The organism is Nonomuraea sp. LP-02 (assembly GCF_036289125.1).
Classification (GTDB): domain Bacteria; phylum Actinomycetota; class Actinomycetes; order Streptosporangiales; family Streptosporangiaceae; genus Nonomuraea; species Nonomuraea bangladeshensis.
Window position 1 is genome coordinate 4324766 of sequence record NZ_JAXCLK010000001.1, and the last position, 24470, is coordinate 4349235.

Below are 24470 nucleotides of genomic sequence, written 5' to 3' on the forward strand. Positions count from 1 at the left end.
TCGGCTCTTGGTGTGGCGTTTGGCCAGATGGTGATGTTGCACTCGTCGCTGCGCCAGGTCGGCCCCACCGAAGGCGGGGCCGCCACCGTGGTCGCGGCCCTGCGCGGGCTGCTCGGCGACGGCGGCACGCTCGCCGTCCCCGCCGGCACCGCCGGGAACTCCGACACCTCGCCCTTCTACCGCGCGGCGGTGGCCGGGATGACGCCCGAGGAGATCGCCGCCTACCGCGAGCGCATGCCGGCCTTCGATCCCGCCGCCACGCCGTCGCAGGGGATGGGGGTGATCGCCGAGCACGTACGAACGCTGCCGGGTGCGCGGCGCAGCGCCCATCCGCACACCTCGTTCGCCGCAGTGGGGGCCAGGGCGGCGGAGATCACCGACGGGCACGCGCGGGACTGCCTGCTCGGCGAACGCTCCCCCCTCGCCCGCCTGTACGACGCCGACGCCCAGGTGCTGCTGCTCGGCGTCGGCTACGACCGGTGCACCGCCTTCCACCTGGCCGAGTACCGCTGCGCCGAGCGGCCACCGCGGCGCACCTACCGGGCGGTGGTGGACGACGGGGACGGGCGGCGGTGGACCGAGTTCGAGGACGTGGAGCTCGACGCGAGCGACTTCCCCGCGCTGGGGGCCGCGTTCGAGCAGACGGGGGCGGTACGGCGAGGGCGAGTGGGGGCGGCCGAAGCGCGGCTGTTCTCCCTACGCGCCGCCGTGGACCACGCCACCGACTGGCTCGCCACCCACCGCCCCCACCCTTAGACGCCCACCGCCCCCACCCTCACACGCCCACGAGCCTCGCCGTCAGATCCCGCCAGCCAACGTCAGGCCCCGCCGGTCCACCGTCAGCCCCCACCGGCCAACGTCAGCCCCCGCCGGTCCACCGTCAGCCCCCACCGGCCACCGTCAGGCCCCGCCGGTCCACCGTCAGCCCCCACCGGCCAACGTCAGCCCCCGCCGGTCCACCGTCAGCCCCCACCGGCCAACATCGGGCCCTACCAGTCCGCCGTCAGGCCCCACCGGCCCGCCGTCAGGCGCCGTCGGCCCTGCCGTCGGCGCCCCCGGCCCAGCCGTGAAGCGCCCGCCATCACATGCCCGCGGCACTCAGCTGGTGGCGGCGGCCATCACCACGCGGGGTGCGACCTCCAGACCCAGCGCGCGCTCGTGCTCCACCAGCGCGCGCAGCTCCGGCCCCCACTCCTCCGGCGGGAGGACGGCGAAGCCGTGACGGGTGTACCAGGGGGCGTTCCACGGGACGTCGCGATAGGTGGTCAGCGTCACGCGCCGGGCCCCGATGGCGCGGGCGTGGTCGAGGACGGCCGTCACGAGCCGCCCGCCGATGCCGCGGCGCATGCTCTCAGGGTGCACGGCGAGCTGGTCGAGATGGAGGTGTCCGTCCACCTGGCCCATCAGCGCGAATCCGGCCGGCGGCTCGCCCTCGACCAGGACCAGACCGGGGTCGCCGGCCTCCTCGATCATCGTCGTGCCCGGCGGGAACGTGATGCCGACCTGCTCGAAGAGACGGTCGGCCGCCAGCTCGACCGACACGAGACCGGGGAGTTCCTCAGGATCAGCCCATCGCACCACGCCGACACGATCTCATCCTTCGGGCCGATCGCGCACACCGTTATTAGTGTGGGTGATCGTAGGCCCGGCTGTGCGGAGCCGGGACCCTCTCCTCACGGCGTGCCCACCGGCCCATCGCCTGGTGGGCACGTCGTGCGGCCGTGCCCATGAAAGGTCAAGCCGATCGCACGTCAAGCCGATCACAGGTCGAGCAAGGGCTCCAGGCCGATCGTGAGGCCGGGAAGCTCGCGCACCCGGCGCACGCCCAGCAGGACGCCCGGCGTGAACGCCGAGCGGCTCATCGTGTCGTGGCGGATCGTGAGGATCTCGCCGTCGCCGCCCAGCAGGACCTCCTGGTGGGCGATGAGGCCGGCCAGGCGCACCGCGTGGACGTGCACCCCGCCGACGTCGGCCCCGCGGGCGCCGTCGAGGGAGGTGCTGGTCGCGTCGGGCATCGCGCCCGCCCCGGCCTTGGCGCGGGCCTCGGCCACCAGCTCCGCCGTGCGGCGGGCGGTGCCGGAGGGGGCGTCGGCCTTGTTGGGGTGGTGCAGCTCGACGATCTCGACCGACTCGAAGTAGCGGGCCGCCTGCTGGGCGAAGTGCATCATGAGCACGGCGGCGATGCCGAAGTTGGGGGCGATCAGGCAGTTGGTGCCGGGGTTCTCGCCCAGCCAGGCGCGTACGGTCGCCAGCCGCCCCTCGTCGAACCCCGTCGTGCCCACCACGGGATGGATGCCGTGCGAGATCGCCCATTCGAGGTTGCCCATGACGACGTCGGGATGGGTGAAGTCGACCACCACCTCCGCGCCCGTGAGCCCTTCGACGGGATCGTCCTTGTCGAGCGCGGCCACCAGCTCCATGTCGGGGGCCGCCTCGACCGCCTTGCACACCTCGACGCCCACGCGCCCGAGCGCGCCCAGCACACCTACCCTGATCACAGGGCAACCCTATCCCAAGGCACGCGAACGGCCCCCGCGCCGGGCGCGAGGGCCGTTACGCCACCGTTCCGCCGCCGTTCAGCGGATCGTGTCGGTGAAGTCCTTGTCACCGTACGGGCCGATCACGGCGAGCGTGAGCGGCCGGTTGAGCACGTCGCGGGCGATCTCGTCGATCTCCTCGGAGGTGACCGCCTCGATGCGTGCCAGCACCTCGTCGACCGACATGAGCTCCTCGTAGACGAGCTCGTTCTTGCCGATCCTGGACATGCGCGAGCCGGTGTCCTCCAGCCCGAGCACGAGGCCGCCGCGCATCTGGCCCTTGCCGCGCCCGATCTCCTCCTCGCTCAGCCCTTCGGCGACCACGCGGGCCACCTCGTCCCGGCAGATCTTGAGCACGTCGTCGATCTTCGTCGGCAGGCAGCCGACGTAGATGCCGAACTGCCCGGTGTCGGCGTAGGCGGAGGTGTAGCTGTAGGCGGAGTACGCCAGCCCCCGCTTCTCCCTGATCTCCTGGAACAGCCGCGACGACATGCCGCCGCCGAGCGCCGCGTTGAGCACGCCCAGCGCGAAGCGGCGGTCGTCGGTGCGGGACAGGCCGGTGGTGCCGAGCACCAGGTTGGCCTGCTCGGTGGGCCGGTCGAGCACCCGGACGCCGGGTCGCGGGCCGGCGCCGGGGCCGCTGGTCCGCGGTGGTTCGTACTCGGCGGGGCCGCTCAGCGCGCCGGCCCGCTCGTACGCCCGCGCGACCAGCTCGACGACGTCCTCGTGCCGGACGTTGCCGGCGACGGAGACGACGGTGCGGCGCGGCCGGTAGTAGCGGTGGTAGTACTCGGCGATGCGCTCGCGCCCGAGCGCGTTGATCGACTCGACCGTGCCGAGGATGGGCCGGCCGATCGGCGAGTCGCCGTAGAGCGCCGCGGCGAACTGCTCGTGCACGACGTCCGACGGGTCGTCGTCGTGCATGGCGATCTCCTCCAGGATCACGCCGCGCTCGGACTCCACGTCGTCCTCGCTCACCAGCGAGCTGGTCACCACGTCGGCGAGGACGTCGACCGCGATCGGCAGGTCCTCGTCGAGCACCCGCGCGTAGTAGCAGGTGTATTCCTTGGCGGTGAAGGCGTTGATCTCGCCGCCGATGCCTTCGACGGAGGCCGAGATCTCCATCGCGTCCCGCGTGGGGGTGCCCTTGAACAGCAGGTGTTCGAGGAAGTGGGTGGCGCCCATGTGCTCGGGGGCCTCGTCCCGCGAGCCGATGCCGACCCACATGCCGACCGCGACGCTACGCACGGTCGGCATGGTCTCGGTCACCACACGCAGCCCACCGGGGAGGACGGTGCGCTTGACTTCCCCGGCTCCGTCCTTACCGGGGTGCAGCGTGGTGGTGTTCACGAGTTGCGGTCGTCCCCCTCGCCGTTGGCCGAGCCGCGGGTGCGCACGCGGGTGCGGGTGCGGCGCGGGCGCTCCGACCGCTCCTCGGCGGGCGCGGCCTCGGCGTCGGCCTGCGGGGCCTCGCCTTCGTCGCCCTCGCCGGCCACGGCGGCCTTGGCCTCGCGCTCGGCGGCCTCCTTCTCGATGACCTCGACCGGCACCAGGGACAGCTTGCCCCGGCCGTCGATCTCGGCGATCTCGACCTGGATCTTCTCGCCGACGCCCATGACGTCCTCGACGTTCTCGATCCGCTTGCCGCCGTGCAGCTTGCGGATCTGCGAGACGTGCAGCAGGCCGTCCTTGCCGGGCATGAGCGAGACGAACGCGCCGAAGGCGGCGATCTTGACGACCGTGCCCAGGTAGCGCTCGCCGACCTCCGGCATGTGCGGGTTGGCGATGGCGTTGATCGCCGACCGGGCCGCCTCGGCGGCCGGGCCGTCGGTGGCGCCGATGTAGATCGTGCCGTCGTCCTCGATGGTGATCTCGGCGCCCGTGTCGTCCTGGATCTGGTTGATCATCTTGCCCTTCGGGCCGATGACCTCGCCGATCTTGTCGACCGGGACCTTGATCGTGATGATGCGCGGCGCGGTCGGGTTCATCTCGGCCGGCCGGTCGATGGCCTCCTGCATCACGTCGAGGATCGCCAGGCGGGCGCCCTTGGCCTGCTTGAGCGCGCCGGCCAGCACGGAGGCGGGGATGCCGTCGAGCTTGGTGTCGAGCTGCAGGGCGGTGATGACGTCACGGGTGCCGGCGACCTTGAAGTCCATGTCGCCCATGGCGTCCTCGGCGCCGAGGATGTCGGTCAGGGTGACGTAGTCGTCGCCCTCGCCGATGAGGCCCATCGCGATGCCCGCGACCATCTCCTTGAGCGGCACGCCGGCGTCCAGCAGCGACATCGTCGAGGCGCAGACCGAGCCCATCGAGGTCGAGCCGTTGGAGCTGAGCGCCTCGGAGACCTGGCGGATGGCGTAGGGGAACTCCTCGCGCGTGGGCAGCACGGGAATCAGCGCCCGCTCGGCCAGCGCGCCGTGGCCGATCTCGCGCCGCTTGGGCGAGCCCACGCGGCCGGTCTCGCCCGTGGAGTAGGGCGGGAAGTTGTAGTTGTGCATGTAGCGCTTGGTGCGGTCGGGGTTGAGCGTGTCGATGACCTGCTCCATGCGCAGCATGTTGAGGGTGGTGATGCCCATGATCTGGGTCTCGCCACGCTCGAACAGCGCCGAGCCGTGCACCCGCGGCACCACGTGGACCTCGGCGGACAGCTCGCGGATGTCCTTGGTGCCGCGGCCGTCGATGCGTACGCCCTCGCTGATCACGCGGGCGCGCATGAGCTTCTTCATCACGGCGCGGAAGGCGGCGCTGATCTCCTTCTCGCGGCCCTCGAACTCGGGCAGCAGCTTCTCCGCGGCCAGTGCCTTGACCTTGTCGAGCTCGTTCTCGCGCTCCTGCTTGCCGGCGATGGTGAGCGCGGCGGCCAGCTCGTTCTTGATCGCGGCCTCGACGGCGGCGTAGGTGTCGTCCTGGTAGTCGAGGAAGACCGGGTATTCGGCCGTCTCCTTGGCCGCGACCTGCGCGATGCGCGACTGCGCCTCGCACAGCACCTTGATGAACGGCTTCGCGGCCTCCAGGCCCTGCGCCACGGTCTCCTCGGTGGGCGCGACCGCGCCCTCGGCGACCAGCTTGAGCGTGTCCTTGGTGGACTCGGCCTCGACCATCATGATCGCGACGTCGCCGTCGGACAGCACCCGGCCGGCCACCACCATGTCGAACGTGGCCCGCTCCAGCTCGGGATGCGTCGGGAAGGCCACCCACTGGCCGTCGATCAGCGCGACCCGCACGCCGCCGATCGGGCCGGAGAACGGCAGCCCGGCGAGCTGCGTGGACAGCGACGCGGCGTTGATGGCGACCACGTCGTAGAGGTGGTCGGGGTGCAGCGCCATGACGGTGGCGACGACCTGCACCTCGTTGCGCAGGCCCTTGACGAACGACGGGCGCAGCGGCCGGTCGATCAGGCGGCAGGTGAGGATGGCGTCCTCGGACGGCCGGCCCTCACGGCGGAAGAACGAGCCGGGGATGCGGCCCGCCGCGTACATGCGCTCTTCGACGTCGACCGTCAGCGGGAAGAAGTCGAACTGCTCCTTGGGGGTCTTGGAGGCCGTGGTGGCCGACAGGACCATGGTTTCGTTGTCGAGATAGGCGACGGCGGAGCCGGCCGCCTGCCGCGCGAGACGACCGGTCTCGAACCGGATCGTGCGCGTGCCGAAAGAGCCGTTGTCTATGACGGCTTCAGCGGTGTGGACACCCTCCACGGGGGACCTCCTTGTGGTCGGTCTCCCGCGCCCTTTTCTCACCGGCACCCTCGTTAGGTGCAGCGCCGGTCTTCGATCGAAGCGCCCGGTCACATGCGTTCTTACCGGAAGCCACTACCGAGGACCGGCCCGCAGGCGTCGCGGGTCGCATGGTGCTGAGCGGACGCGGGGGCTGTGTGTCTCGGATCTTCAGTTGTACGTCAGGCGCGGGGCCGATTTCACCTCGCCACGCGCCTCACGCCGTTGCTCTACCCATATGAAGAAGGGAGCGGCGTGCGCCGCTCCCTTTCCATGTTATCGGCGCAGACCGAGGCGCTCGATGAGCGTCCGGTAACGCTGGATGTCGACCTTCTGCAGGTACTTCAGCAGGCGGCGACGACGGCCGACGAGCAGCAGCAGGCCGCGGCGGCTGTGGTGGTCGTGCTTGTGCGTCTTGAGGTGCTCGGTCAGCTCGCTGATGCGCTTGCTCAGCAGCGCGATCTGCACCTCGGGCGAGCCGGTGTCGCCTTCGGCGGTGGCGTACTCGCTGATGATGTTCTTCTTGGCAGCGGTGTCGAGGGACACGGCTCTCCTTCTGACTACGGACACGCGTGGATGTGACAAAAGCGCGAACGACCGTGCGTGCCTACAGTCGCCGCGTGGATGGCCGACGTGGGCGAAGGCGCGAAAGCGCTGCCGTCACAGAGCCGACATGCAAGGTTACCATCCCGCGCCCGGTGCTCGGGCGGGCGCCGCGCCGGAGCCTCACGCGGTCAGCCGGCGGGCGGCCTCGACGTCGGCCTGGATCTGCTCGATCAGCGCCTCGATCGACTCGAAGCGGGTGTTGCCGCGCAGCCGGGCGGCGAAGTCGACCGCCACGTGCGCGCCGTAGAGCTCCAGGTCGTCGCGGTCCAGCGCGTACGCCTCCACCGTGCGCGGCACCCCCTCGAACGTCGGGTTGGTGCCGACCGAGATGGCCGCCGGCCACCGCTCGCCGGGGTAGAGCGCGGGCAGGTTGGCCACGGGCACGCACTCCAGCCAGCCGGCGTAGACGCCGTCGGCCGGGATCGCGGTGTGCGGGGGCGTCTCGACGTTGGCGGTGGGGAAGCCGAGCTGACGGCCGCGCTGGTATCCGCGCACGACCACGCCCTCCACCCGGTGCGGGCGGCCGAGCAGCGCCGCCGCGCCCTCGACGTCGCCGGCCACGATGCGCTCGCGGACGCCGGTCGAGGACACCCCGGCCACCGGGGGCATGACCTCGACGGCGAAGTCGTACTTGTCGCCCAGCGCCCGCAGGGTCTCGACATCGCCGCCGGCGTCCCGCCCGAAGGTGAACCCCTCCCCCACGATCACGACCGCCGCCCGCAGCCGCTCGGCCAGCACCGTCCGCGCGAACTCGGCCGCGTCGGCGCGCGACAGCTCCAGCGTGAACGGCACGACCTCGACCTCGTCCACGCCGAGCGCGCGCAGCAGCTCGGCGCGCCGCCGGGGGCCGGTCAGCCGGGCCGGATGCGTGCCGGGGCGCACGACCTCGTCGGGATGCGGCTCGAAGGTGACGGCCACGGCGGGCAGCCCCCGCTCGCGCGCGACGGCGACGGCCCGCCCGAGGACACGCTGGTGGCCCCGGTGCACTCCGTCGTACACGCCGACGGTGACGACAGACCTACCCGAACCCTGCACGCCGGACCCCAATTCGCTCGTCGCGGATCGAACCCCACAAGCCTGCCACGCGCCTGGCCGTGACCTCCAATCGAGGGGGCTACACTCGGCCATCATGCCTCGATACGCGCTTCTGATCCTGCCTGCGTTCAACCGGGTCTACGCCGACAGCTCCGTCCGGCTGACGAGGAGCGAGCTGGCCGTCTTCGGCGCGCGCGGGCTGCGGGCGGAGCTCTCCGGGAGCGAGGAGCACGTGTTCGGCGGCGTCCCTTACGTGACGTTCGAGACGGCCGCGCCGCTGGCGGAGCGGGACGTCGCGCTGCTGTCCAACCTGTCGTCGGTCTACGCGCTCTTCGGCGTCGAGGGCAGCGTCGAAAGTGAGGGGGGCGATGAGCCGCTGCTGCGCCCGCTGCCCGTACGCCCGCTCGACCGGCTGAGCAGCGACCTCATCACCATCCAGAAATACGCCGGCAAGACCAACGAGCACTTCACGAAGCTGCTGCTCAACGTCACCGCGCTGGCCTCGGGCAAGGGCCTCGGCGAGCGGCTGTCGGTGTTCGACCCGCTCTGCGGCCGGGGGACCACGCTCAACCAGGCCCTCATGTACGGCTACGACGCCTACGGCCTCGACATCGACGCCAAGGACTTCGAGGCCTACGCCGGCTTCATCAAGACCTGGCTGCGCAACAAGCGGCTCAAGCACACCGCCGAGACCGTGCCGGTGCGCCGGGAGCGGGCGCTCGCCGGGCGGCGGCTCAACGTCACCTTCGGGACGTCGAAGGAGGCGGTCAAGGCAGGTGACGTGCAGCACCTCGCCGTGGTCAACGGCGACACCCTGCGCAGCAGGGAGTTCTTCAAGCCGCGCTCGTTCGACCTGGTGGTGACCGACGCGCCCTACGGCGTCCAGCACGGCAGCAAGGGCGGCTCGGGGCTGTCGCGCAGCCCGCTGGAGCTGCTGCGCCAGGCGGTGCCGATCTGGGCGGAGCTGCTGCGGCCCGGCGGGGCCATGGGCATCGCCTGGAACACCTACGGCGGCAAGCGCGAGGAGCTCGCCGCCGTCCTGACCGCCGCCGGCCTGGAGGTCATGGACTACCCCGACTTCGAGCACTGGGTGGACCAGGCGATCGTGCGCGACGTCATCGTCGCCGCCAAGCCGGCCTAGACGCAGCCGGTCTAGACGAAGACCGCGAGCGGCCTGGCCGTCCGGCCCTGCTCCTCGACCAGCGCCAGCAGCGTGCCGTCCGGGCCGAACACGCCGATCGGCCCCTCGCCCAGCCCGGCCGCGGGCAGCCGGCCGCCGTGGCCGATGATCCTCGCCTCCTCGGCGGTGACGTTCCGGCGCGGGAACGCCGCGGCGACCGCCTCCCCGATGGGCAGGATCACGCACCGCTCGGCGAGCTCGTCGAGCGTCCTGGCCAGCGACAGGTCGTACGGGCCGACGCGGGTGCGGCGCAGCCGCGTCAGGTGGCCGCCGACGCCGAGCCCGGCCCCGAGGTCGCGGGCCAGCGAGCGGATGTAGGTGCCGCTGGAGCAGGTGACGACGGCGTCCACGTCCACCACGTCGTCATGGGCGTGCACGCCGAGCACGTCGAAGGCCCGCACCGTGACGGGACGGGCGGCCAGCTCGACCTCCTCGCCCGCGCGGGCCTTCTTGTAGGCCCGCTGCCCGTTGACCTTGATGGCGCTGACCTGCGGCGGCACCTGCATGATGGCGCCCGTCAGCGCCTCGACGCCCTTGCGGATCTCCTCGGCGCTGACGCCGGCCGCCGAGGCGGTCGCGGTGACCTCGCCCTCGGCGTCGTCGGTGTTGGTGGTGACGCCGAGCCGGATCGTGGCCTCGTAGACCTTCTCGGTCAGCGTCAGGTGGCCGAGCAGCCGGGTGGCCTTCTCCACGCCGACCACCAGCACGCCCGTCGCCATGGGGTCGAGCGTGCCGGCGTGGCCCACCCGGCGGGTGCCCGCGAGGCGCCGCATCCTGGCCACCACGTCGTGGGAGGTCCACTCGCCCGGCTTGTCGACGATGATCAGACCGCTCTCGGCCATCTACGCCTTTCCCAGCTCTCTCCTGAGGGCGGCCATGGTGTCCTCGACGCCGTCGTGCGAGGTGTAGCCGGCCGCGTTGTGATGGCCGCCGCCGCCCAGGGCCGCGCACGCGGCGCCCACGTCGACGGCGCCCTTGGACCTGGTGGACACCTGCCAGGCGCCCTCGTCGTCCTCCTTGAGCACGACCGCCACCTCGGCCTCGTCGGTGCGGCGCACGACGTCGATGATGCCCTCGATCTCCGCGTACGGGAGCCCGTGCGCGGCCCGGTCGACCCGCGTGACGTACGTCCAGACCAGGCCGTCCTCCAGCCGCACCCGGTCGAGCGCCGCCGCCAGCACCTTGAGGTAGCCGAACGGCGAGCGGTCCCACAGCTCGCGGGCGATCTCGTCGGTGCGCAGCCCCGTCGCCACCAGCCGGGCCGCCATCTCGTGCACGGCGGGCGTCGTCGAGGAGTAGCGGAACGAGCCGGTGTCGGTGACCAGCCCGGCGTAGAGGCACGTGGCGATGTCGCGGTCGAGCCGCCCGCCGAGCCGGTAGATGAGCTGCTCGGCCAGCATCGCCGTGGCGGCCGCGTGGGCGTCGATGAGCCCCAGCGTGCCGAACCCGGCGCCGGCCGGATGGTGGTCCACCACGATGACCTCGGCCGCCCGCGCGGTGTTGCCGCTGAGCAGCCCCAGCCGCTCGAACGTCGAGGAGTCGAAGGTGATGACCAGCTCGGGCGCCGCCGGGAACTCGGCCGGCGGCACCAGCATCTCCTGCCCCGGCAGGAACCGCAGCAGGCGCGGCACCGCGAAGTGCCGGTCGCCGAACGACGCGCGCACCCGCTTGCCCATCGCGCGCAGCGTGAACGCCACGGCCAGCATGGAGCCGAGCGCGTCGCCGTCGGGCGTGACGTGGCAGGCCAGCCCGATCTCGTCGGCCGAGTCGATCAGCCGCAGCGCGCGCTTCCACGCGCTCTCGGGGATGCCGTGCCCCGCGCCCGCCCGGGCCCGCGGCGGCCGGTCGGCCCGGTCGCGTACGTCCGGCGTCACGCCTGGTCGTCCCCGGCCGCGCGCTCGGCCCCCCGGAGGTCGGCGAGCTCGTCGTCGTCCTCCTCGTCAGGCTTGCGGTAGGGGTCCGGCTCGCCGGCGTAGGAGGCGCCCTGCGCCTGCCTGGCCACCTCGGCGTCGCGCGCCCGCGCCGCGTTGATGAGGTCGTCCAGGTGGCGGGCGCTGTCGGGCAGCGGGTCGTGCTTGAAGGTCAGCGTCGGGGCGAAGCGCACGCCGGTCTGGCGGCCCACCTCGGAACGGATGATCCCCTTGGCGCTCTCCAGGGCGGCCGCGCTGTCGGCCCGCTCGGCCTCGGAGCCGAAGACCGTGTAGAAGACCGTCGCCTCGCGCAGGTCAGCGGTGACGCGCGTGTCGGTCACGGTGACGAAGCCGAGACGCGGGTCCTTGATCCGTCGCTCCAGCATCTCGGCGACGATCTGCTGGATGCGGTCGGCGAGCTTGCGCGCTCGTGCGGCATCCACCATGTTGGCTCCCCCTCACGCACGATCTGGCCGTGCTAGTCGTTCAATCCTCGTCGTGGTACAGACGCTGCCTGGCCGACAGCAGCTCGATCTCCGGACGAAAGGCCACCATCCGCTCGCAGGCGTCCATCACCTCTTTGCAGTTACCCGCGGAGGCGGAAAGCACCGCTATGCCGACCTCGGCTCTGCGATGCAGATCATGACACCCGGTCTCGGCGACCGCGATGGCGGGGTAACGGCGTCGCAGCTCGGCGATCAGCGGCCGTACGACGGAGCGCTTCTGCTTCAGCGAGCGCACGTCGCCGAGCAGGATGTCCAGGGTCAGAGCACCCACATACATCGTTGGTCACCACCGCTTGGCCTGGTGTGCTGAGCGCGCGCCCGTCCTGCTGCGGTGGGGAGCAGGCCAGGGCGCGCGAGAGGCGCCCGGCGGAGGACCCGCCGGGCGCCCGGCCGCGTGTCACACGCGCGGCTTCTCCCGCATCTCGAACGTCTCGATCACGTCGTCGATCCTGATGTCGTTGTAGCCGACACCGATGCCGCACTCGAAGCCCTCGCGGACCTCGGTCGCGTCATCCTTGAAGCGACGCAGGGACGAGACGGTCAGGTTGTCGGCGATGACGACGCCATCGCGGATCACCCTGGCCTTGCTGTTGCGGACGATCAGACCGGAGCGGACCAGAGAACCGGCGACGTTGCCGATCTTCGGCACCTTGAAGACCTCGCGGACTTCGGCGGTGCCCATCTGGACCTCTTCGAACTCCGGCTTGAGCATGCCCTTGAGGGCCGCCTCGATCTCCTCGATCGCCTGGTAGATGACCGAGTAGTAGCGGATGTCGACGCCCTCGCGCTCGGCCAGGTCGCGTGCCCGCGGCTCGGGCCGCACGTTGAAGCCGATGATGACCGCGTTGTCGTCGGCGACCGCCAGGTTGACGTCGTACTCGGTGATGGCGCCGACCGCGCGGTGCAGGACACGGAGCCTGACCTCGTCGCCGACGTCGATCTTGAGCAGGGCGTCTTCCAGGGCCTCCACCGAACCGGACACGTCACCCTTGATGATGAGCTTGAGCTCGTCGACGCGGCCCTTCTCGAGGTCGCTGAACAGCTCCTCGAGGGTGCGGCGACGGCTCGACTTCGCCATCTCGGCGCTGCGCTTGCGCGCCGCGCGCTGCTGGGCGATCTGCCGGGCCATCCGGTCGTCGGTGACCACGATGAAGTTGTCACCGGCGCCCGGCACGGCCGTCAGACCCATCACCAGGACCGGACGCGACGGCGTGGCCTCGTCGACCGGCTCGCCGGTGTCGTCGAGCATCGCCCGGACGCGGCCGAAGGCCTCGCCACAGACGATGGAGTCGCCGACGCGCAGCGTGCCGCGCTGGACCAGGACGGTCGCGACCGGGCCGCGGCCCTTGTCGAGGTGTGCCTCGATGGCGATGCCCTGGGCGTCCATCGTCGGGTTGGCCCGCAGGTCGAGCTCGGCGTCGGCGGTCAGCAGGATCGCCTCGAGGAGGTTCTCGATGCCGATGCCGTTCTTCGCCGAGATGTCGACGAACAGCGTGCTGCCGCCGTATTCCTCGGCGATCAGGCCGTATTCGGTGAGCTGGGCCCGCACCTTGTTGGGGTCGGCCCCCTCCTTGTCGATCTTGTTGACCGCGACCACGACCGGCACGTCGGCCGCCTGGGCGTGGTTGAGCGCCTCGATCGTCTGCGGCTTGACGCCGTCGTCGGCCGCGACCACCAGCACCGCGATGTCGGTCGACTTCGCGCCTCGGGCACGCATGGCGGTGAACGCCTCGTGACCCGGGGTGTCGATGAAGGTGATCTTGCGCTCTTCGCCCTCGTGCTCGGCGGCGACCTGGTAAGCGCCGATGTGCTGGGTGATGCCACCCGCCTCGCGCGCCACCACGTTCGTGTTGCGGATGGCGTCGAGCAGCTTGGTCTTACCGTGGTCGACGTGACCCATGACGGTCACGACCGGCGGACGTGCGGCGAGGTCGGCCTCGTCGCCCTCGTTCTCGCCGAACTCGATGTCGAAGGCCTCGAGAAGCTCGCGGTCCTCCTCCTCCGGGCTCACGACCTGGATGTCGTAGTCGAGCTCGGCGCCGAGCAGCTGCAGCGTCTCCTCGTTGACCGACTGCGTGGCGGTCACCATCTCGCCGAGGTGCAGCATGATCTGCACGAGCGCGGCAGGGTTGGCGCCGATGCGGTCGGCGAAGTCGGACAGCGACGCGCCGCGCGGGAGGCGGATCGTCGCGCCGTTGCCGCGCGCGACCTGCACGCCGCCGATCGACGGCGCCGACATGTTGTCGAACTCCTGGCGCCTCTGCCGCTTCGACTTGCGCCCGCGGGCCGGACGGCCACCGGGACGGCCGAAGGCACCCGCGGTGCCGCCGCCACGACCACGGCCACCGCCGCCGGGACGGCCGCCGAAGCCACCGCCGCCGCCACCGGGACCACCGGCACCGGTGCGCGGACCCGCGCCACCGCCGCCGGGACGGCCGGCGAAACCGCCGCCGCCGGGACGACCGCCGCCACCACCGGGACGGCCACCGCCGCCACCGGGACGACCGCCGCCGCCACCACCAGGGCCACCACCAGGACGGCCCGCACCGGGACCGGCAGGACGGCCCTGCGGCATCATCATCGGGTTAGGACGCGGACCGCCGGGACGCGGACCACCGGGGCCACCGGCACCGGGACCCGGACGCGGACCGCCGGAGGGCGGACCGGGACGCGGGCCCGGAGTGGGCCGGTCGCCGCCGCGGCCCTGCGGCGGACGCGGCATCGCGCCGTCGCGCGGCGGGCCGTCACGGCGATCGCCGCGCGGGCCGGGGCCACCGTCACGCTGGCCGCCGCCCGGACGCGGCGGCCGGGGCGCCTGGCCCATGCCGCTGGCGTTGGACGAGAACGGGTTGTTCCCGGGACGCGGGCCGCGCGGGCCCGGCTTGGGGCCGGGACGCGGGCCGCCGCCGGCGGGCGCGCCGGGACGCGGCGCCTGCGCACCGCCACCGCCCTGCTGGGCGGGACGCGGACCCGGCTTGGGGCCGGGACCGGGACGCGGAGCCGGGCCGGGACGCGGACCCGGGGTCGGCCGAGCCGGAGCGCCGCTCTCGAAGCGCGCCTGCGGAGCCGGGGACGTCTCACCGCGCGCGGCCTGCGGCTGCTGGTGAGGCATGGGAACCGGCGGGCGGGGCTGACCGCCCTGAGGACCTTGCGGGCCCTGCGGACCTTGGGGACCCTGCGGGGCCTGGGGGGCCTGCGGGGCCTGGGGGCCGCTCTGCGGACCCGGACGCGGACCGGGCCGGGGGCCCGGACGCGGAGGAGCAGGCATCGGAGCCTGCCCGCTGCCGTTGCCGGCCTGGCCTTCGGCCGGCCGGTGCGCAGCCCTTGGCGGCTGCGGCCTGTTGGACGGCTGTCCGCCGCCTCTGGAGGGCCCACCCTTCGATGCGCCCAGAGCTTCGGTGAGCCTGCGGACCACCGGCGCCTCGATGGTGGAGGACGCCGAACGGACGAACTCCCCCATCTCCTGGAGCTTGGCCATGACGACCTTGCTCTCGACGCCGAACTCCTTAGCGAGCTCGTATACCCGGACCTTCGCCACTGCACTCCCTTACTCGGCCCGGGAGGCTGGCTGTGCCGTCCGGACCGTCGCTACCTTGACGTCTTCATCGCCGCGTGCTCATCAGGCGCTCATAGCAATCTGACTCCGCCCATCAACTCGGCGTCCTACATGACATTGGGTTCTCCCTCCAGGTGTGCCCGCACGGGCGAGACGTCGAGCGGACCCGGCACGCGGAACGCGCGCAGGAACGCCCGCCGCCGCTCGGCGAGCTCCAGACAACTCAAGGCCGGATGCAGCGACGCACCTCGGCCTGGAAGCCGTCCTCGCAGGTCGGGGACCACATGGTCTCCGGCCAGCACCAGGCGGAGCAGCTCGGACTTGGCCGTGCGAACCCTGCAGCCCACACACGTGCGCTGAGGGCCCCTACGGCCACCATATTCCAGCTTACCGCTTTGACGCATCTACGGAACCGGCGGCATCCTCCGCCTGGGTGTCAGGCCGGATGTCGATCCGCCAACCCGTGAGCCTCGCCGCGAGCCGGGCGTTCTGCCCCTCTTTGCCGATGGCCAGGGAAAGCTGGTAGTCGGGCACGGTCACCCGCGCGACCCGGCCGTCGAGATCGAGAACCTCGACATGGGAAACACGCGCAGGAGACAGGGCATTCCCCACGAACTCGGCGGGATCTTCGGACCAGTCGATGATGTCGATCTTCTCGCCGTGGAGCTCGGTCATCACGTTGCGCACCCGCGAGCCCATGGGGCCGATGCAGGCGCCCTTGGCGTTGACACCGGGCTTGCGCGACCTCACCGCGATCTTGGTGCGGTGGCCGGCCTCGCGGGCCACGGCGGCGATCTCCACGGTGCCGTCGGCGATCTCCGGCACCTCCAGCGCGAACAGCTTCTTCACCAGGCCGGGATGCGTGCGCGAGAGGGTGACGGAGGGGCCCTTGTGGCCCTTCTTGACCTGCACGACGTAGGCGCGGATGCGCTCGCCGTGCACGTAGTCCTCGCCGGGCACCTGCTCGGCGTGCGGCAGGACGGCCTCGATCTTGCCGAGGTCGACCAGCACCACGCGAGGGTCCTTGCCCTGCTGGATGACGCCCGAGACCAGCTCGCCCTCACGGCTGGCGAACTCGCCGAAGTTGATCTCGTCCTCGGCGTCGCGGAGCTGCTGCAGGATGACCTGCTTGGCGGTGGTCGCGGCGATCCTGCTGAAGTTGCCAGGGGTGTCGTCGAACTCCCTGACCACCTCGCCCTCGTCGCCCAGCTCAGCGGCCCAGATCGTGACGTGCCCGCTGGCGCGGTCGAGCTCGGCCCGCGCCTTCGAGGCCGCGCCCTCGGTGCGGAAGTACGCGATCAGCAGCGCGTCCTCGATCGCCTTGACCACCAGGTCGAAGGAGATGTCCTTCTCCCGTTCGAGGCTGCGCAGGACGCTCATGTCGATGTCCACGGCGGCTCCCCCTTAGCCTTCGTCGCCGTCGACGTCGTCGATGCGGCGGAACTCCACCTGCACCCGTCCGCGGGCCAGGTCCTCGTACTCAAACCGGCGCGGCGCGCCCTCGACGTCGAGATCGACGCCGGCGTCGTCCGCGGCCGTGATCCGGCCCTCCACCACGCTGCCGTCGCGCAGCTCCGCCTTCACCAGACGACTGGCCGCGCGACGCCAGTGGCGCGGCTCGGTGAGGGGGCGGTCGACACCCGGCGAGGAGACCTCCAGCGTGTATGCCGCCTGCCCCATCGAGTCGTCGTCGTCCAGCGCCGTGGAGACGGCCTGGCTCACGTCGGCGATGTCGTCGAGGCTCACGCCGCCGTCACGGTCGACGATCACGCGCAGCACGCGTCTCCTGCCCGCCTGGGTGACCGTGATGTCCTCCAGATCGAGGCCCTCCGCGCTGACCACGGGCTCCAGGAGCTTCATCAGGTGGTCGCGGGGTGATGCGCTGCCCATATCGACCTCCCCTATTGTCATGTCTCAGCCGGGCGGACCTCGCCACTGGCTCCCCGCCGCCCGGCCACTCGGGCCAGCGACGACAGTTGACACCCTATCCGTACGAGGGCACAGAAAGAGCGCCACTCGTCACGGCCGAATGGCGGAGCGTCGCCTGGCGGCGTTCGCGGGCTCAGACCGTACGATGCTATCTGCGTCAGTGACAACAGGAGGTTCCCGCTCGTGCGCCCGCGTCAGCTCTCCCGTCGTGGCCTGCTGGCGGGCGGAGTGGCCGCGCTCGCCGCCTGCAGCGCCTCCGGGCCGGCCCGGCAGCCGGCCACGCCCGTCCCCGACTCGCCCGAGACGGTTCTCGTGAAGCAGTTGATCGCGGAGAAGGAGCGGACGATCGCGCTCTACTCTGCGCTGATCGCGGACGGCGGCGAGCGGCTCGTGCCCTTCCGCGACCGCCACCAGGCGCATCTGGACGAGCTGCGCAAGCACGTCACCGGCCTCGGCACCCCCGCCCCCTCGGGCTCGCCCGCGCCCTCCGGCTCCGCCGAGCCGGACAAGCCGTCGCTGTCGCGGCTGCGCGAGCTGGAGCGGAAGGCGGCGGCGCTGCGGCCCAAGCAGCTCGCGGGCATCTCCCCCGGGATGGCTCAGCTCATCGCCAGCATCGGCGCCTGCGAGGCCGCGCACGTCGTCGCCCTGCCCAAGTCGGTGTGAACGAGGTGGCCGTGAACGGGGACGACCTGGAGAAACTGCGCAAGGCGCTGGCGGCCGAGCACGCCGCGCTGTTCGCGTACGGGCTGCTCGGGGCGCGGACGTCGGGAGAGCTTCGAGCGCGGATGAGCGCGGCCTACGACGCCCACCGGGCGCGGCGCGACCAGGTCCGCAAGCTCATCACGGAGCGCGGCGGCAAGCCGGTGGAGGCGGAGGCGGCGTACGCGCTGCCGTTCTTCCCCTCGGACGCGAAACTGGCGGCCCGGCTGGCGGCGCACCTCGAAGGCGGGGTGACGGCCGCCTACCTCGAACTGGTGGCGGCCGAGGACGCCGCGCTGCGCCGGTTCGCCGCCCTTGCCATGCAGCACGCCGTCGCCCGCGCGTACGCCTTCCGCCCGGCCCAGCCGGCCGCGTTCCCCGGCATGCCGGCGGCTCCCGCGCCCGCCACGCCCAGCGCCCAGGGCGGCAGCTGAGAGGTGCCCTGACCGGCTGGGCACCTCACGGCGGCGAGGGTCAGGCGGTGGCGGTGGCGGCGATGCGGTCAGCGGCCTCGGCGAGGGGGATCTCTGACTTCTCGCCGGTCACGCGGTCGCGGAGCTCGATGACGCCCTGGGACAGACCGCGGCCGATGACCACGATGGTCGGGACGCCCAGCAGCTCGGCGTCCTTGAACTTGACGCCGGGCGAGACCTGCGGCCGGTCGTCCACGAGCACGCGCAGGCCGCGCGACTCCAGCTCGCCGGCCAGCTCCAGGGCGGCCTCCACCTGGTTGTCCTTGCCGGTGCCGACGATGTGCACGTCGGCGGGCGCCACCTCGCGCGGCCAGACCAGGCCGAGCTGGTCGTGGGCCTGCTCGGCGATGACGGCGACGGCGCGCGAGACGCCGATGCCGTAGGAGCCCATGGTGATGCGGATGGGCTTGCCATCGGGGCCGAGGGCGTCGAGGCCGGCGGCGTCGGCGTATTTGCGGCCGAGCTGGAAGATGTGGCCGATCTCGATGCCGCGGTCGATGGACAGCTCGGAACCGCAGCGGGGGCAGGGGTCGCCGGCGCGGATCTCGGCGGCCTCGATGGTGCCGTCGGGGGTGAAGTCGCGGCCCGCGACGACGTTGGCGGCGTGCCTGCCGGGCTCGTTGGCGCCGGTCACCCAGGAGGTGCCGGTGGCCACGCGCGGGTCGACGAGGTAGCGGATGCCGAGCTCGCGCAGGATCTGCGGGCCGATGTAGCCGCGTACGAGGCCGGGGTGCTTGGCGAAGTCGGCGGCCTCGAAGATGGCGGGCTCGCCGGGGGCGAGCGCGGCCTCCAGGCGCTTGAAGTCGACCTCGCGGTCGCCGGGGACGCCGATGACGAGCGTCTCGGTCTTGTCGGAGCCCGGGGTGGTGACCTTGACGACGACGTTCTTCAGGGTGTCGGCGGCGGTGACGGAGAGGCCGTGGTGCTCGTTGACGTACGACACCAGCGTCTCGATGGTCGGGGTGTCGGGCGTGTCCATGACGGTGAGCGGGGGCAGGTCGTCGTAGGAGCGGGCGGCGGGCGCGGTCGTGGTGACGGCCTCGGCGTTGGCCGCGTAGCCGCAGGAGTGGCAGGCCACGAAGGTGTCCTCGCCGGTGGGCGTGGGGGCCAGGAACTCCTCGGAGGCCGAGCCGCCCATGGCGCCCGACTGGGCGAAGACGATCTTGTAGTGGATGCCGAGCCGGTCGAAGGTGCGGATGTAGGCCTCGCGGTGCTGCTCGTAGGAGTGCTTGAGGCCGTCGTCGTCGAGGTCGAAGGAGTAGGAGTCCTTCATCAGGAACTCCCGGCCGCGCAGGATGCCGGCCCGGGGGCGGGCCTCGTCGCGGTATTTCGTCTGGATCTGGTAAAGGGTGACCGGATAGTCCTTGTAGGAGGAGTACTCGCCCTTGACCATGTCGGTGAAGAGCTCCTCGTGCGTGGGGCCGAGGAGGTAGTCGGCGCCCTTGCGGTCCTGGAGACGGAAGAGCGTGTCGCCGTATTCGGTCCAGCGGCCGGTGGCCTCGTAGTATTCGCGGGGCAGCAGGGCGGGGAAGAGCACCTCCTGGGCGCCCATCCGGTTCATCTCCTCGCGGACGATCCTGGTGACGTTCTCCAGCACCAGTTTGCCGAGCGGCAGCCAGGAGTAGATGCCGGGGGCCACGCGGCGGACGTAGCCGGCGCGGACCAGCAGCTTGTGGCTCGGCACTTCCGCGTCTGCCGGGTCGTCCCGCAGGGTGCGAAGAAACAACGACGACATGCGCAGCAACACGGCTACTCCTTGCTCGAACCCGGATGTGAAGGCTTACAGGCTATCGACTCGACGTGGCCGTCCGCTCGGGCTTAAGTCCCCGGCCCTCATGCGAGGGCCGGGAGCCAGCCCGTGACGAACACCGCCAGCCACACCGTGAACAGCCCGGAGAAGAGCGTGGAGAGGGCGAGGGCGCGCAGGCGGGAGCGGGCGTTCCTGCGCAGCGCGAGCACCAGGGCGACCGACAGCACGCCGACCAGCAGGGCCGGGCCCGGCCAGAACGAGCCCTCGACGCCGATGAAGCCCGGCGTGGCGCGGTCCACGACGTCGGCGATGAGCGCGGCGCCGACGCCGCCCGCGGCCAGGTCGCCCCATCTGTCGTCCCTGCGGGTGACGTAGGCCAGCAGGCCGAGCCCCACGAGCAGGGCGAGGACCCAGTTGAGCCCGGCCGCGCCGCCGCCGCCGAGGTCGGCGAGGGCCAAATCGCCGCGGACGGCGCTCGCGCCCATGGCCGCGACGAGGGTGGAGACCGCCGCCAGGAACGTGGTCACCAGCGCCCATCCGAACCCGGTGGCGGTCGCGCCGACGGCCAGCGACAGGGCCAGGTAGGCGTAGGGCTCGTAGAGCTGGCCGATCCAGCCGGGGCCACGACCGGAGATGAGCGCGCCGACGAGGCCGACGACCAGTCCTCCAAGGAAGGCCGCGACCAGATGGCGCTCGATGCCGCGCTGGCGCCGGTCGTATTCGGCGAAGTCGGCGTATTCGATCGTGGTGTTGTTCATGTCCCTTTCCCCAGGTCAACCCCTCCCCCAGAACGTTCCGGAATTGACCTGTTTCAGATTATGTGAACCTACACAAAAGGCAAAAATCGGTCATTCCTCTACCAACTCAAGCAAGTGCTTGGTTAGCATGGCGGCGTGTCGCTTCCCGAAGAGCTCGGCGCCCTCGTCCGCGAACACCTCGCCGCCCGCCCCGGCGCGTCCTGGGCGGAGCTCGCGCGGGACGTGGGGGTGGCCGGGCTGCTCGTCCCCGAGGAGCACGGGGGCGCGGGCTGCGGTCCCGCCGAGCTGGCCGCCGTGGCCGAGGAGATGGGAGGCGCGCTCTCGCCGCACCCCTTCCTGCAGACCGCGGTCATGGCGGTGACCGCCGCGACCGCCTGCGGGGCCGCCGACCTGCTGAAGGCCATCGCCGACGGCGGCGTGAGCGCGACCGTGGTGCTGCCGGGCGACGCGGAGCTGCGGCTGGCGGGCGGGCGGCTCAGCGGGGTGGCGCCGTACGTGCTGGCGGGCGAGGTGGTGCTGCTCTACGCGGGCGGGCAGCTCGTGGAGGCCGCGCCGACGCGGCGGGAGGCGTACCTGACGATGGACGAGAGCCGGCCGCTGGAGCGGCTGACCTTCGAGGACGTGCCCGTACGGCGGCTCGGCGACGGGACGTCGGCGGCACGGGTGCGCGACCTCGGGATCGCGGCCCTGGCCGCCGAGCAGGTGGGCGGGGCACAGCGGTGCCTGGACATGGCGGTCGCGTACGCGCGGACGCGGGTGCAGTTCGGCCGGCCGATCGGGGCCTTCCAGGCCGTCAAGCACAAGCTGGCGGACGTGCTGCTGCTGGTGGAGTCGGCCCGGTCGGCCGCGCGGGCGGCGGCCGGGGACGGGGTGGCGGCGGCGGTGGCGGGGTCGTACTGCACGGAGGCGTACCTGGCGGCGGCGGGCGAGAACATCCAGGTCCACGGAGGGATCGGGATCACCTGGGAGCATCCCGCGCATCGCTACTTCAAGCGGGCCACGTCCGACGCCCAGCTCTTCGGCCTGCCCCAGGCGCACCGCGCCCGCCTGGCGTCGGTGGTCTTCGGCGAGTGACCCCGGGCTCAGCCGCCGAGCAGTTCTTCCCAGGGGTGGCGGGTGTTGGTGCGGCGGGTGGTGTCGAGCGCCTCGGCGAGACGCCAGAAGCCGGGCCTGGCGTGGGTGCGGGCGCGTCCCATGGGGTCGATGGCGCGCAGCTCGACGCGGACGCCCATGACGTCGAGGACCGCCGTGGCGGCTCCGCCGGGACCGGCCTCGGTGACGAGCGGCCCTTCGCGGTCGGGGTCGAGGACCCGCTCGGCCAGCAGGCCCGCCACCTCGGAGGCGTAGGGGCCGTCGCGCCACTCGATGTGCCAGGTGTGGTCGCCCCCGCGCCACCAGGTCAGGTCGCGGCACGACTCCATGAAGTCGGCCTCGGACGCCAGCGCCGCCATGACCCGTCCGAACGCCTCGTAGCGGCGGGCGCTCGTGAGCGAGAGGTCGCCACCGTCGAGGCCGGGATCTTCGGCGTCCTTCGGCCGTCTCAGCGCGTGCTTTCGCTTCACGAGCATCACTCTGATCGCGCCCGCGCCCTTCCCGCAAGTCCTCGCCGCTGATACGCTCTACCAAGCGAGCGCTTGGTTTCCTACTGTGCCGGAGGCGCGATGACGTCCCTACGGATCAGCCTGGGGTACGAGCTGGAGGTCCGCGGCCGCACCCGCGACGTCGAGCAGCAGGCGTTCCACAACGTGGTCGAGCAGGTCGTGCTGGGCGACCGGCTGGGGTTCGACACCGCCTGGTTCGTGGAGCACCACTTCACCAGAGGCTTCTCCCACTCCTCGGCCCCCGACCTGGTCCTCGCCGCCATCTCCCAGCGGACCGAGCGCATCCACCTGGGGCTCGGCGTGGTGCTGCTGCCGTTCCAGTCGCCGATCCGCACGGCCGAGCGCGTCGCCACCCTGGACGTGCTCAGCGGCGGCCGGGTCGAGTTCGGCACCGGCCGCGGCGCCTCCCCCCTGGAGTACCAGGCGTTCCAGCGGCCGTTCGAGCAGTCCCGGCGGATCTGGGAGGACTCGCTGGAGGCCGTGCTCGCGATCTGGAACGCCGACGGCGAGCCGGTCAGCCGCTCGACCGAGTTCTTCGAGATCCCCGACGTCGCCGTCTACCCGCGCCCGGCCCAGCACCCGCACCCGCCGGTGTGGGTGGCCTCCACCTCGCTGGACGGCTACCTCGCCGCCGCCAGGCACGGCTACAACCTGCTCGGCATGACCATGCTCAAGGGCATCGACGACGTGGCCGCCGACGTCGCGCGCTACCGCGAGTGCCTGGCCGAGCACGGCTTCGACCCGGACACCCGCCGGGTCGCCCTCATGATCCCCTGGTACGTCGCCCCCACCCGCGAGGCCGCGGCGGCCACGGCCGCCGACCCCGTCCTGTGGTACATCCGCCGCCAGGTCAACCTGGTCACCCCGCCCGACTACTACGACGCCCGCCACGCCACCCACCGCGTGCTCGGCCAGCTCGCCGCCGGGCTGCCGCCCGAGGAGGCGATGGCCACGCTGCGCGAGCACCTCATGGTCGTGGTGGACGACGTGGCGGGCTCGCGCAAGGCCCTGGCCAGGATCGCCGAGGCCGGGGCGACCGACCTCATCATCCAGGCCCAGGTCGGCGGGCTCGCCCACGAGCGGGTGTGCGAGTCGATGACGCTGTTCATGACCGAGGTGGTGCGCTGATGGGCCGGTGGCTGACGCGGGACGACCTCGGGTCCGCCGCGGGCTCGGCCGCCGGGCTCCTGCTGGTCTCCCCCGACGCGTCCAGCGCCTTCCCGCTCGGCCCCGAGGACCGGCGGGCCGCCGCCGGGCTGACCGCGGCGGCCCTGCGCGCGGCCGGGGTGGGCGAGCGGGACCGGGTCGCGGTGGCCCTCGCCGAACCGGCCGGCTCTCTGTGGGCCGCCGCCGCGGCCGAGGTCGCCCAGGCCGCCGCCGGTCTCGGGCCGCGCGGGCGCATGCGGCTGCACCACGCGCTGTCGGCGCTGCGGGCCACGACGCTGGTCGCCACGCCGACCGGCGCGATGGACCTCCTGGCCCGCCTGCATCTGGAGTTCCTGCTGGATCCGCTGGACCTCGGGCTCGCCCACATCGTGCTGACCGGCGAGATCGCCTCCAGGAGCACTTTGGGGCACCTCGCGGGCGAGTTCGGCGCCCGGGTCACCGAGGTGTACGCGAGCCCGTTCGGCGGCACCGCGCTGGCCTGGCGGGCCGCGGAGGAGGACCCGCTCACGCCGCTCGCGGACGACCTGCTGGGCCTGGCCGCCCTGGCCAAGGACGCCCCGGCCGACCCCGATGCCCCGGTGGCCGAGCTGGTCGTCACCCCGCGCGGGCACGCCACGCTCGGCGACGCGACGCTGAGGACCGGCCACGTCGTACGCGGCGGTCTGCCCGCCCCCGCCCACCCCCTGGGCGGCCTGCCCGCCCCCGCCCACACCGTGGGCGAGCACGTGCTGGTCAGAGGCGTGTGGCTGGCGCTGCCCCGCCTGGAGAAGGCGCTCGCGAAGATCGACGGCGTGGCCGGCTGGGACCTGACGATCAGCCGTCCGGGCACGCTGGACTCCGCCGTGCTCACCGTGACGTTCGGCCGCGAGAGCCTCGTCGGCAACCCCATGTGGCGCTCGCGGATCCAGGAGGCCGTGCGGGCGCTGACGCCGGTCTCGATCGGCGTGGAGATCGCCCCGGAGGCGGCCGAAGGGCCGCGGCCGGGCACGGTGACCGACCTGCGCGGCCACCATCTGGGCAGGGACCGGGCGCTCGTCACCTAGGGGTGGG

At 72.3% G+C, this 24470-nt stretch carries 24 protein-coding genes; 7 read left to right on the forward strand and 17 right to left on the reverse strand.

The window, feature by feature from the left end; translation table 11 throughout:
- Positions 1-27 precede the first annotated feature (27 nt).
- Positions 28-756 carry an aminoglycoside N(3)-acetyltransferase gene (locus SMD20_RS20005; RefSeq protein WP_329583239.1) on the forward strand — a complete coding sequence of 243 codons (729 nt, stop codon included), beginning with the start codon at positions 28-30 and terminating at the stop codon, positions 754-756.
- 342 nt (positions 757-1098) lie between these two features.
- Here the strand turns inward: SMD20_RS20005 and SMD20_RS20010 are convergent, their stop codons facing one another.
- The 6 genes from SMD20_RS20010 to SMD20_RS20035 all read right to left on the reverse strand — a co-directional run bounded on the left by SMD20_RS20010 (position 1099) and on the right by SMD20_RS20035 (position 7903).
- Positions 1099-1581 carry a GNAT family N-acetyltransferase gene (locus SMD20_RS20010; protein WP_329583242.1) on the reverse strand — a complete coding sequence of 161 codons (483 nt, stop codon included), beginning with the start codon at positions 1579-1581 and terminating at the stop codon, positions 1099-1101.
- A 179-nt stretch (positions 1582-1760) separates the two neighbouring features.
- Positions 1761-2498, reverse strand: coding sequence for a 4-hydroxy-tetrahydrodipicolinate reductase (gene dapB, locus SMD20_RS20015; protein ID WP_329583244.1), 738 nt, complete (start codon positions 2496-2498; stop codon positions 1761-1763).
- Between the two features lie 78 nt (positions 2499-2576).
- On the reverse strand, positions 2577-3887 hold the full coding sequence (locus SMD20_RS20020) for a M16 family metallopeptidase (RefSeq protein WP_329583247.1): 1311 nt from the start codon (positions 3885-3887) through the stop codon (positions 2577-2579).
- Positions 3884-6232, reverse strand: a complete 2349-nt coding sequence (locus tag SMD20_RS20025; RefSeq protein ID WP_329583249.1) for a polyribonucleotide nucleotidyltransferase — start codon at positions 6230-6232, stop codon at positions 3884-3886. Before SMD20_RS20025 ends, SMD20_RS20020 begins: the two co-directional genes overlap by 4 nt.
- A 294-nt stretch (positions 6233-6526) precedes the next feature.
- Positions 6527-6796, reverse strand: a complete 270-nt coding sequence (gene rpsO / locus SMD20_RS20030; protein WP_091092336.1) for a 30S ribosomal protein S15 — start codon at positions 6794-6796, stop codon at positions 6527-6529.
- Between the two features lie 180 nt (positions 6797-6976).
- Entirely contained in the window at positions 6977-7903 is a 927-nt protein-coding gene (locus SMD20_RS20035) for a bifunctional riboflavin kinase/FAD synthetase (protein WP_329583256.1), read from the reverse strand.
- Between the two features lie 82 nt (positions 7904-7985).
- Between SMD20_RS20035 and SMD20_RS20040 the strand changes: the two genes are divergently transcribed.
- On the forward strand, positions 7986-9032 hold the full coding sequence (locus SMD20_RS20040; protein ID WP_329583259.1) for a TRM11 family SAM-dependent methyltransferase: 1047 nt from the start codon (positions 7986-7988) through the stop codon (positions 9030-9032).
- 11 nt (positions 9033-9043) lie between these two features.
- Here SMD20_RS20040 and truB read toward each other — a convergent pair whose 3' ends face one another.
- The 8 genes from truB to rimP all read right to left on the reverse strand — a co-directional run bounded on the left by truB (position 9044) and on the right by rimP (position 16933).
- Positions 9044-9913 carry a tRNA pseudouridine(55) synthase TruB gene (gene truB, locus SMD20_RS20045; RefSeq protein WP_329583262.1) on the reverse strand — a complete coding sequence of 290 codons (870 nt, stop codon included), beginning with the start codon at positions 9911-9913 and terminating at the stop codon, positions 9044-9046.
- The gene (locus SMD20_RS20050) at positions 9914-10945 is read right to left on the reverse strand and encodes a DHH family phosphoesterase (protein WP_329583265.1); all 1032 of its coding nucleotides are present in this window, start codon (positions 10943-10945) and stop codon (positions 9914-9916) included.
- On the reverse strand, positions 10942-11427 hold the full coding sequence (gene rbfA, locus SMD20_RS20055; RefSeq protein WP_329583267.1) for a 30S ribosome-binding factor RbfA: 486 nt from the start codon (positions 11425-11427) through the stop codon (positions 10942-10944). The genes SMD20_RS20050 and rbfA overlap by 4 nt, the downstream gene beginning before the upstream one ends.
- Before the next feature lie 40 nt (positions 11428-11467).
- Entirely contained in the window at positions 11468-11764 is a 297-nt protein-coding gene (locus tag SMD20_RS20060) for a DUF503 domain-containing protein (protein ID WP_329583269.1), read from the reverse strand.
- 120 nt (positions 11765-11884) lie between these two features.
- Entirely contained in the window at positions 11885-15025 is a 3141-nt protein-coding gene (gene infB / locus SMD20_RS20065) for a translation initiation factor IF-2 (RefSeq protein WP_329583272.1), read from the reverse strand.
- 125 nt (positions 15026-15150) lie between these two features.
- On the reverse strand, positions 15151-15447 hold the full coding sequence (locus SMD20_RS20070; protein ID WP_329583275.1) for a YlxR family protein: 297 nt from the start codon (positions 15445-15447) through the stop codon (positions 15151-15153).
- A complete protein-coding gene (nusA, locus tag SMD20_RS20075; protein WP_091092351.1) occupies positions 15431-16435 on the reverse strand; it encodes a transcription termination factor NusA in 1005 nt (334 codons plus the stop codon). Before nusA ends, SMD20_RS20070 begins: the two co-directional genes overlap by 17 nt.
- A 12-nt stretch (positions 16436-16447) precedes the next feature.
- Positions 16448-16933 carry a ribosome maturation factor RimP gene (rimP, locus tag SMD20_RS20080; protein WP_329583280.1) on the reverse strand — a complete coding sequence of 162 codons (486 nt, stop codon included), beginning with the start codon at positions 16931-16933 and terminating at the stop codon, positions 16448-16450.
- A gap of 222 nt (positions 16934-17155) precedes the next feature.
- Here rimP and SMD20_RS20085 point away from each other — a divergent pair, with 222 nt between their 5' ends.
- Together SMD20_RS20085 and SMD20_RS20090 are read left to right on the forward strand one after the other, a co-directional pair.
- Positions 17156-17635 (forward strand): hypothetical protein, encoded by a 480-nt coding sequence (locus SMD20_RS20085; protein ID WP_329583283.1) that lies wholly within the window; start codon positions 17156-17158, stop codon positions 17633-17635.
- Between the two features lie 11 nt (positions 17636-17646).
- Positions 17647-18105, forward strand: coding sequence for a ferritin-like domain-containing protein (locus tag SMD20_RS20090; RefSeq protein ID WP_329583286.1), 459 nt, complete (start codon positions 17647-17649; stop codon positions 18103-18105).
- 40 nt (positions 18106-18145) lie between these two features.
- On the opposite strand, the gene SMD20_RS20095 is transcribed toward SMD20_RS20090, so the two are convergent.
- Complete coding sequence (locus SMD20_RS20095; RefSeq protein ID WP_329583288.1) at positions 18146-19891, reverse strand: proline--tRNA ligase; 1746 nt, start codon at positions 19889-19891, stop codon at positions 18146-18148.
- 86 nt (positions 19892-19977) lie between these two features.
- Entirely contained in the window at positions 19978-20652 is a 675-nt protein-coding gene (locus SMD20_RS20100; RefSeq protein ID WP_329583291.1) for a hypothetical protein, read from the reverse strand.
- A 135-nt stretch (positions 20653-20787) separates the two neighbouring features.
- Between SMD20_RS20100 and SMD20_RS20105 the strand changes: the two genes are divergently transcribed.
- Positions 20788-21726, forward strand: a complete 939-nt coding sequence (locus tag SMD20_RS20105) for an acyl-CoA dehydrogenase family protein (RefSeq protein ID WP_329583294.1) — start codon at positions 20788-20790, stop codon at positions 21724-21726.
- Positions 21727-21734: 8 nt separating this feature from the next.
- Here the strand turns inward: SMD20_RS20105 and SMD20_RS20110 are convergent, their stop codons facing one another.
- Entirely contained in the window at positions 21735-22220 is a 486-nt protein-coding gene (locus SMD20_RS20110) for a hypothetical protein (RefSeq protein ID WP_329583297.1), read from the reverse strand.
- Between the two features lie 93 nt (positions 22221-22313).
- Between SMD20_RS20110 and SMD20_RS20115 the strand changes: the two genes are divergently transcribed.
- Entirely contained in the window at positions 22314-23381 is a 1068-nt protein-coding gene (locus SMD20_RS20115) for an LLM class flavin-dependent oxidoreductase (RefSeq protein ID WP_329583301.1), read from the forward strand.
- Positions 23381-24463, forward strand: coding sequence for a hypothetical protein (locus SMD20_RS20120; RefSeq protein ID WP_329583305.1), 1083 nt, complete (start codon positions 23381-23383; stop codon positions 24461-24463). Before SMD20_RS20115 ends, SMD20_RS20120 begins: the two co-directional genes overlap by 1 nt.
- The last annotated feature ends 7 nt before the right edge of the window (positions 24464-24470 follow it).

Excerpts from the sequence above, each read along its gene's own strand:
- SMD20_RS20060 (WP_329583269.1), bottom strand. The coding sequence starts at position 11,764 with ATGTATGTGGGTGCTCTGACCCTGGACATCCTGCTCGGCGACGTGCGC.
- rimP (WP_329583280.1), bottom strand. The coding sequence starts at position 16,933 with ATGGGCAGCGCATCACCCCGCGACCACCTGATGAAGCTCCTGGAGCCC.
- SMD20_RS20115 (WP_329583301.1), top strand. The coding sequence starts at position 22,314 with ATGACGTCCCTACGGATCAGCCTGGGGTACGAGCTGGAGGTCCGCGGC.
- SMD20_RS20100 (WP_329583291.1), bottom strand. The coding sequence starts at position 20,652 with ATGAACAACACCACGATCGAATACGCCGACTTCGCCGAATACGACCGG.
- SMD20_RS20110 (WP_329583297.1), bottom strand. The coding sequence starts at position 22,220 with ATGCTCGTGAAGCGAAAGCACGCGCTGAGACGGCCGAAGGACGCCGAA.
- SMD20_RS20120 (WP_329583305.1), top strand. The coding sequence starts at position 23,381 with ATGGGCCGGTGGCTGACGCGGGACGACCTCGGGTCCGCCGCGGGCTCG.
- SMD20_RS20005 (WP_329583239.1), top strand. The coding sequence starts at position 28 with ATGGTGATGTTGCACTCGTCGCTGCGCCAGGTCGGCCCCACCGAAGGC.
- rbfA (WP_329583267.1), bottom strand. The coding sequence starts at position 11,427 with ATGGTGGATGCCGCACGAGCGCGCAAGCTCGCCGACCGCATCCAGCAG.
- SMD20_RS20070 (WP_329583275.1), bottom strand. The coding sequence starts at position 15,447 with ATGCGTCAAAGCGGTAAGCTGGAATATGGTGGCCGTAGGGGCCCTCAG.
- SMD20_RS20040 (WP_329583259.1), top strand. The coding sequence starts at position 7,986 with ATGCCTCGATACGCGCTTCTGATCCTGCCTGCGTTCAACCGGGTCTAC.
- truB (WP_329583262.1), bottom strand. The coding sequence starts at position 9,913 with ATGGCCGAGAGCGGTCTGATCATCGTCGACAAGCCGGGCGAGTGGACC.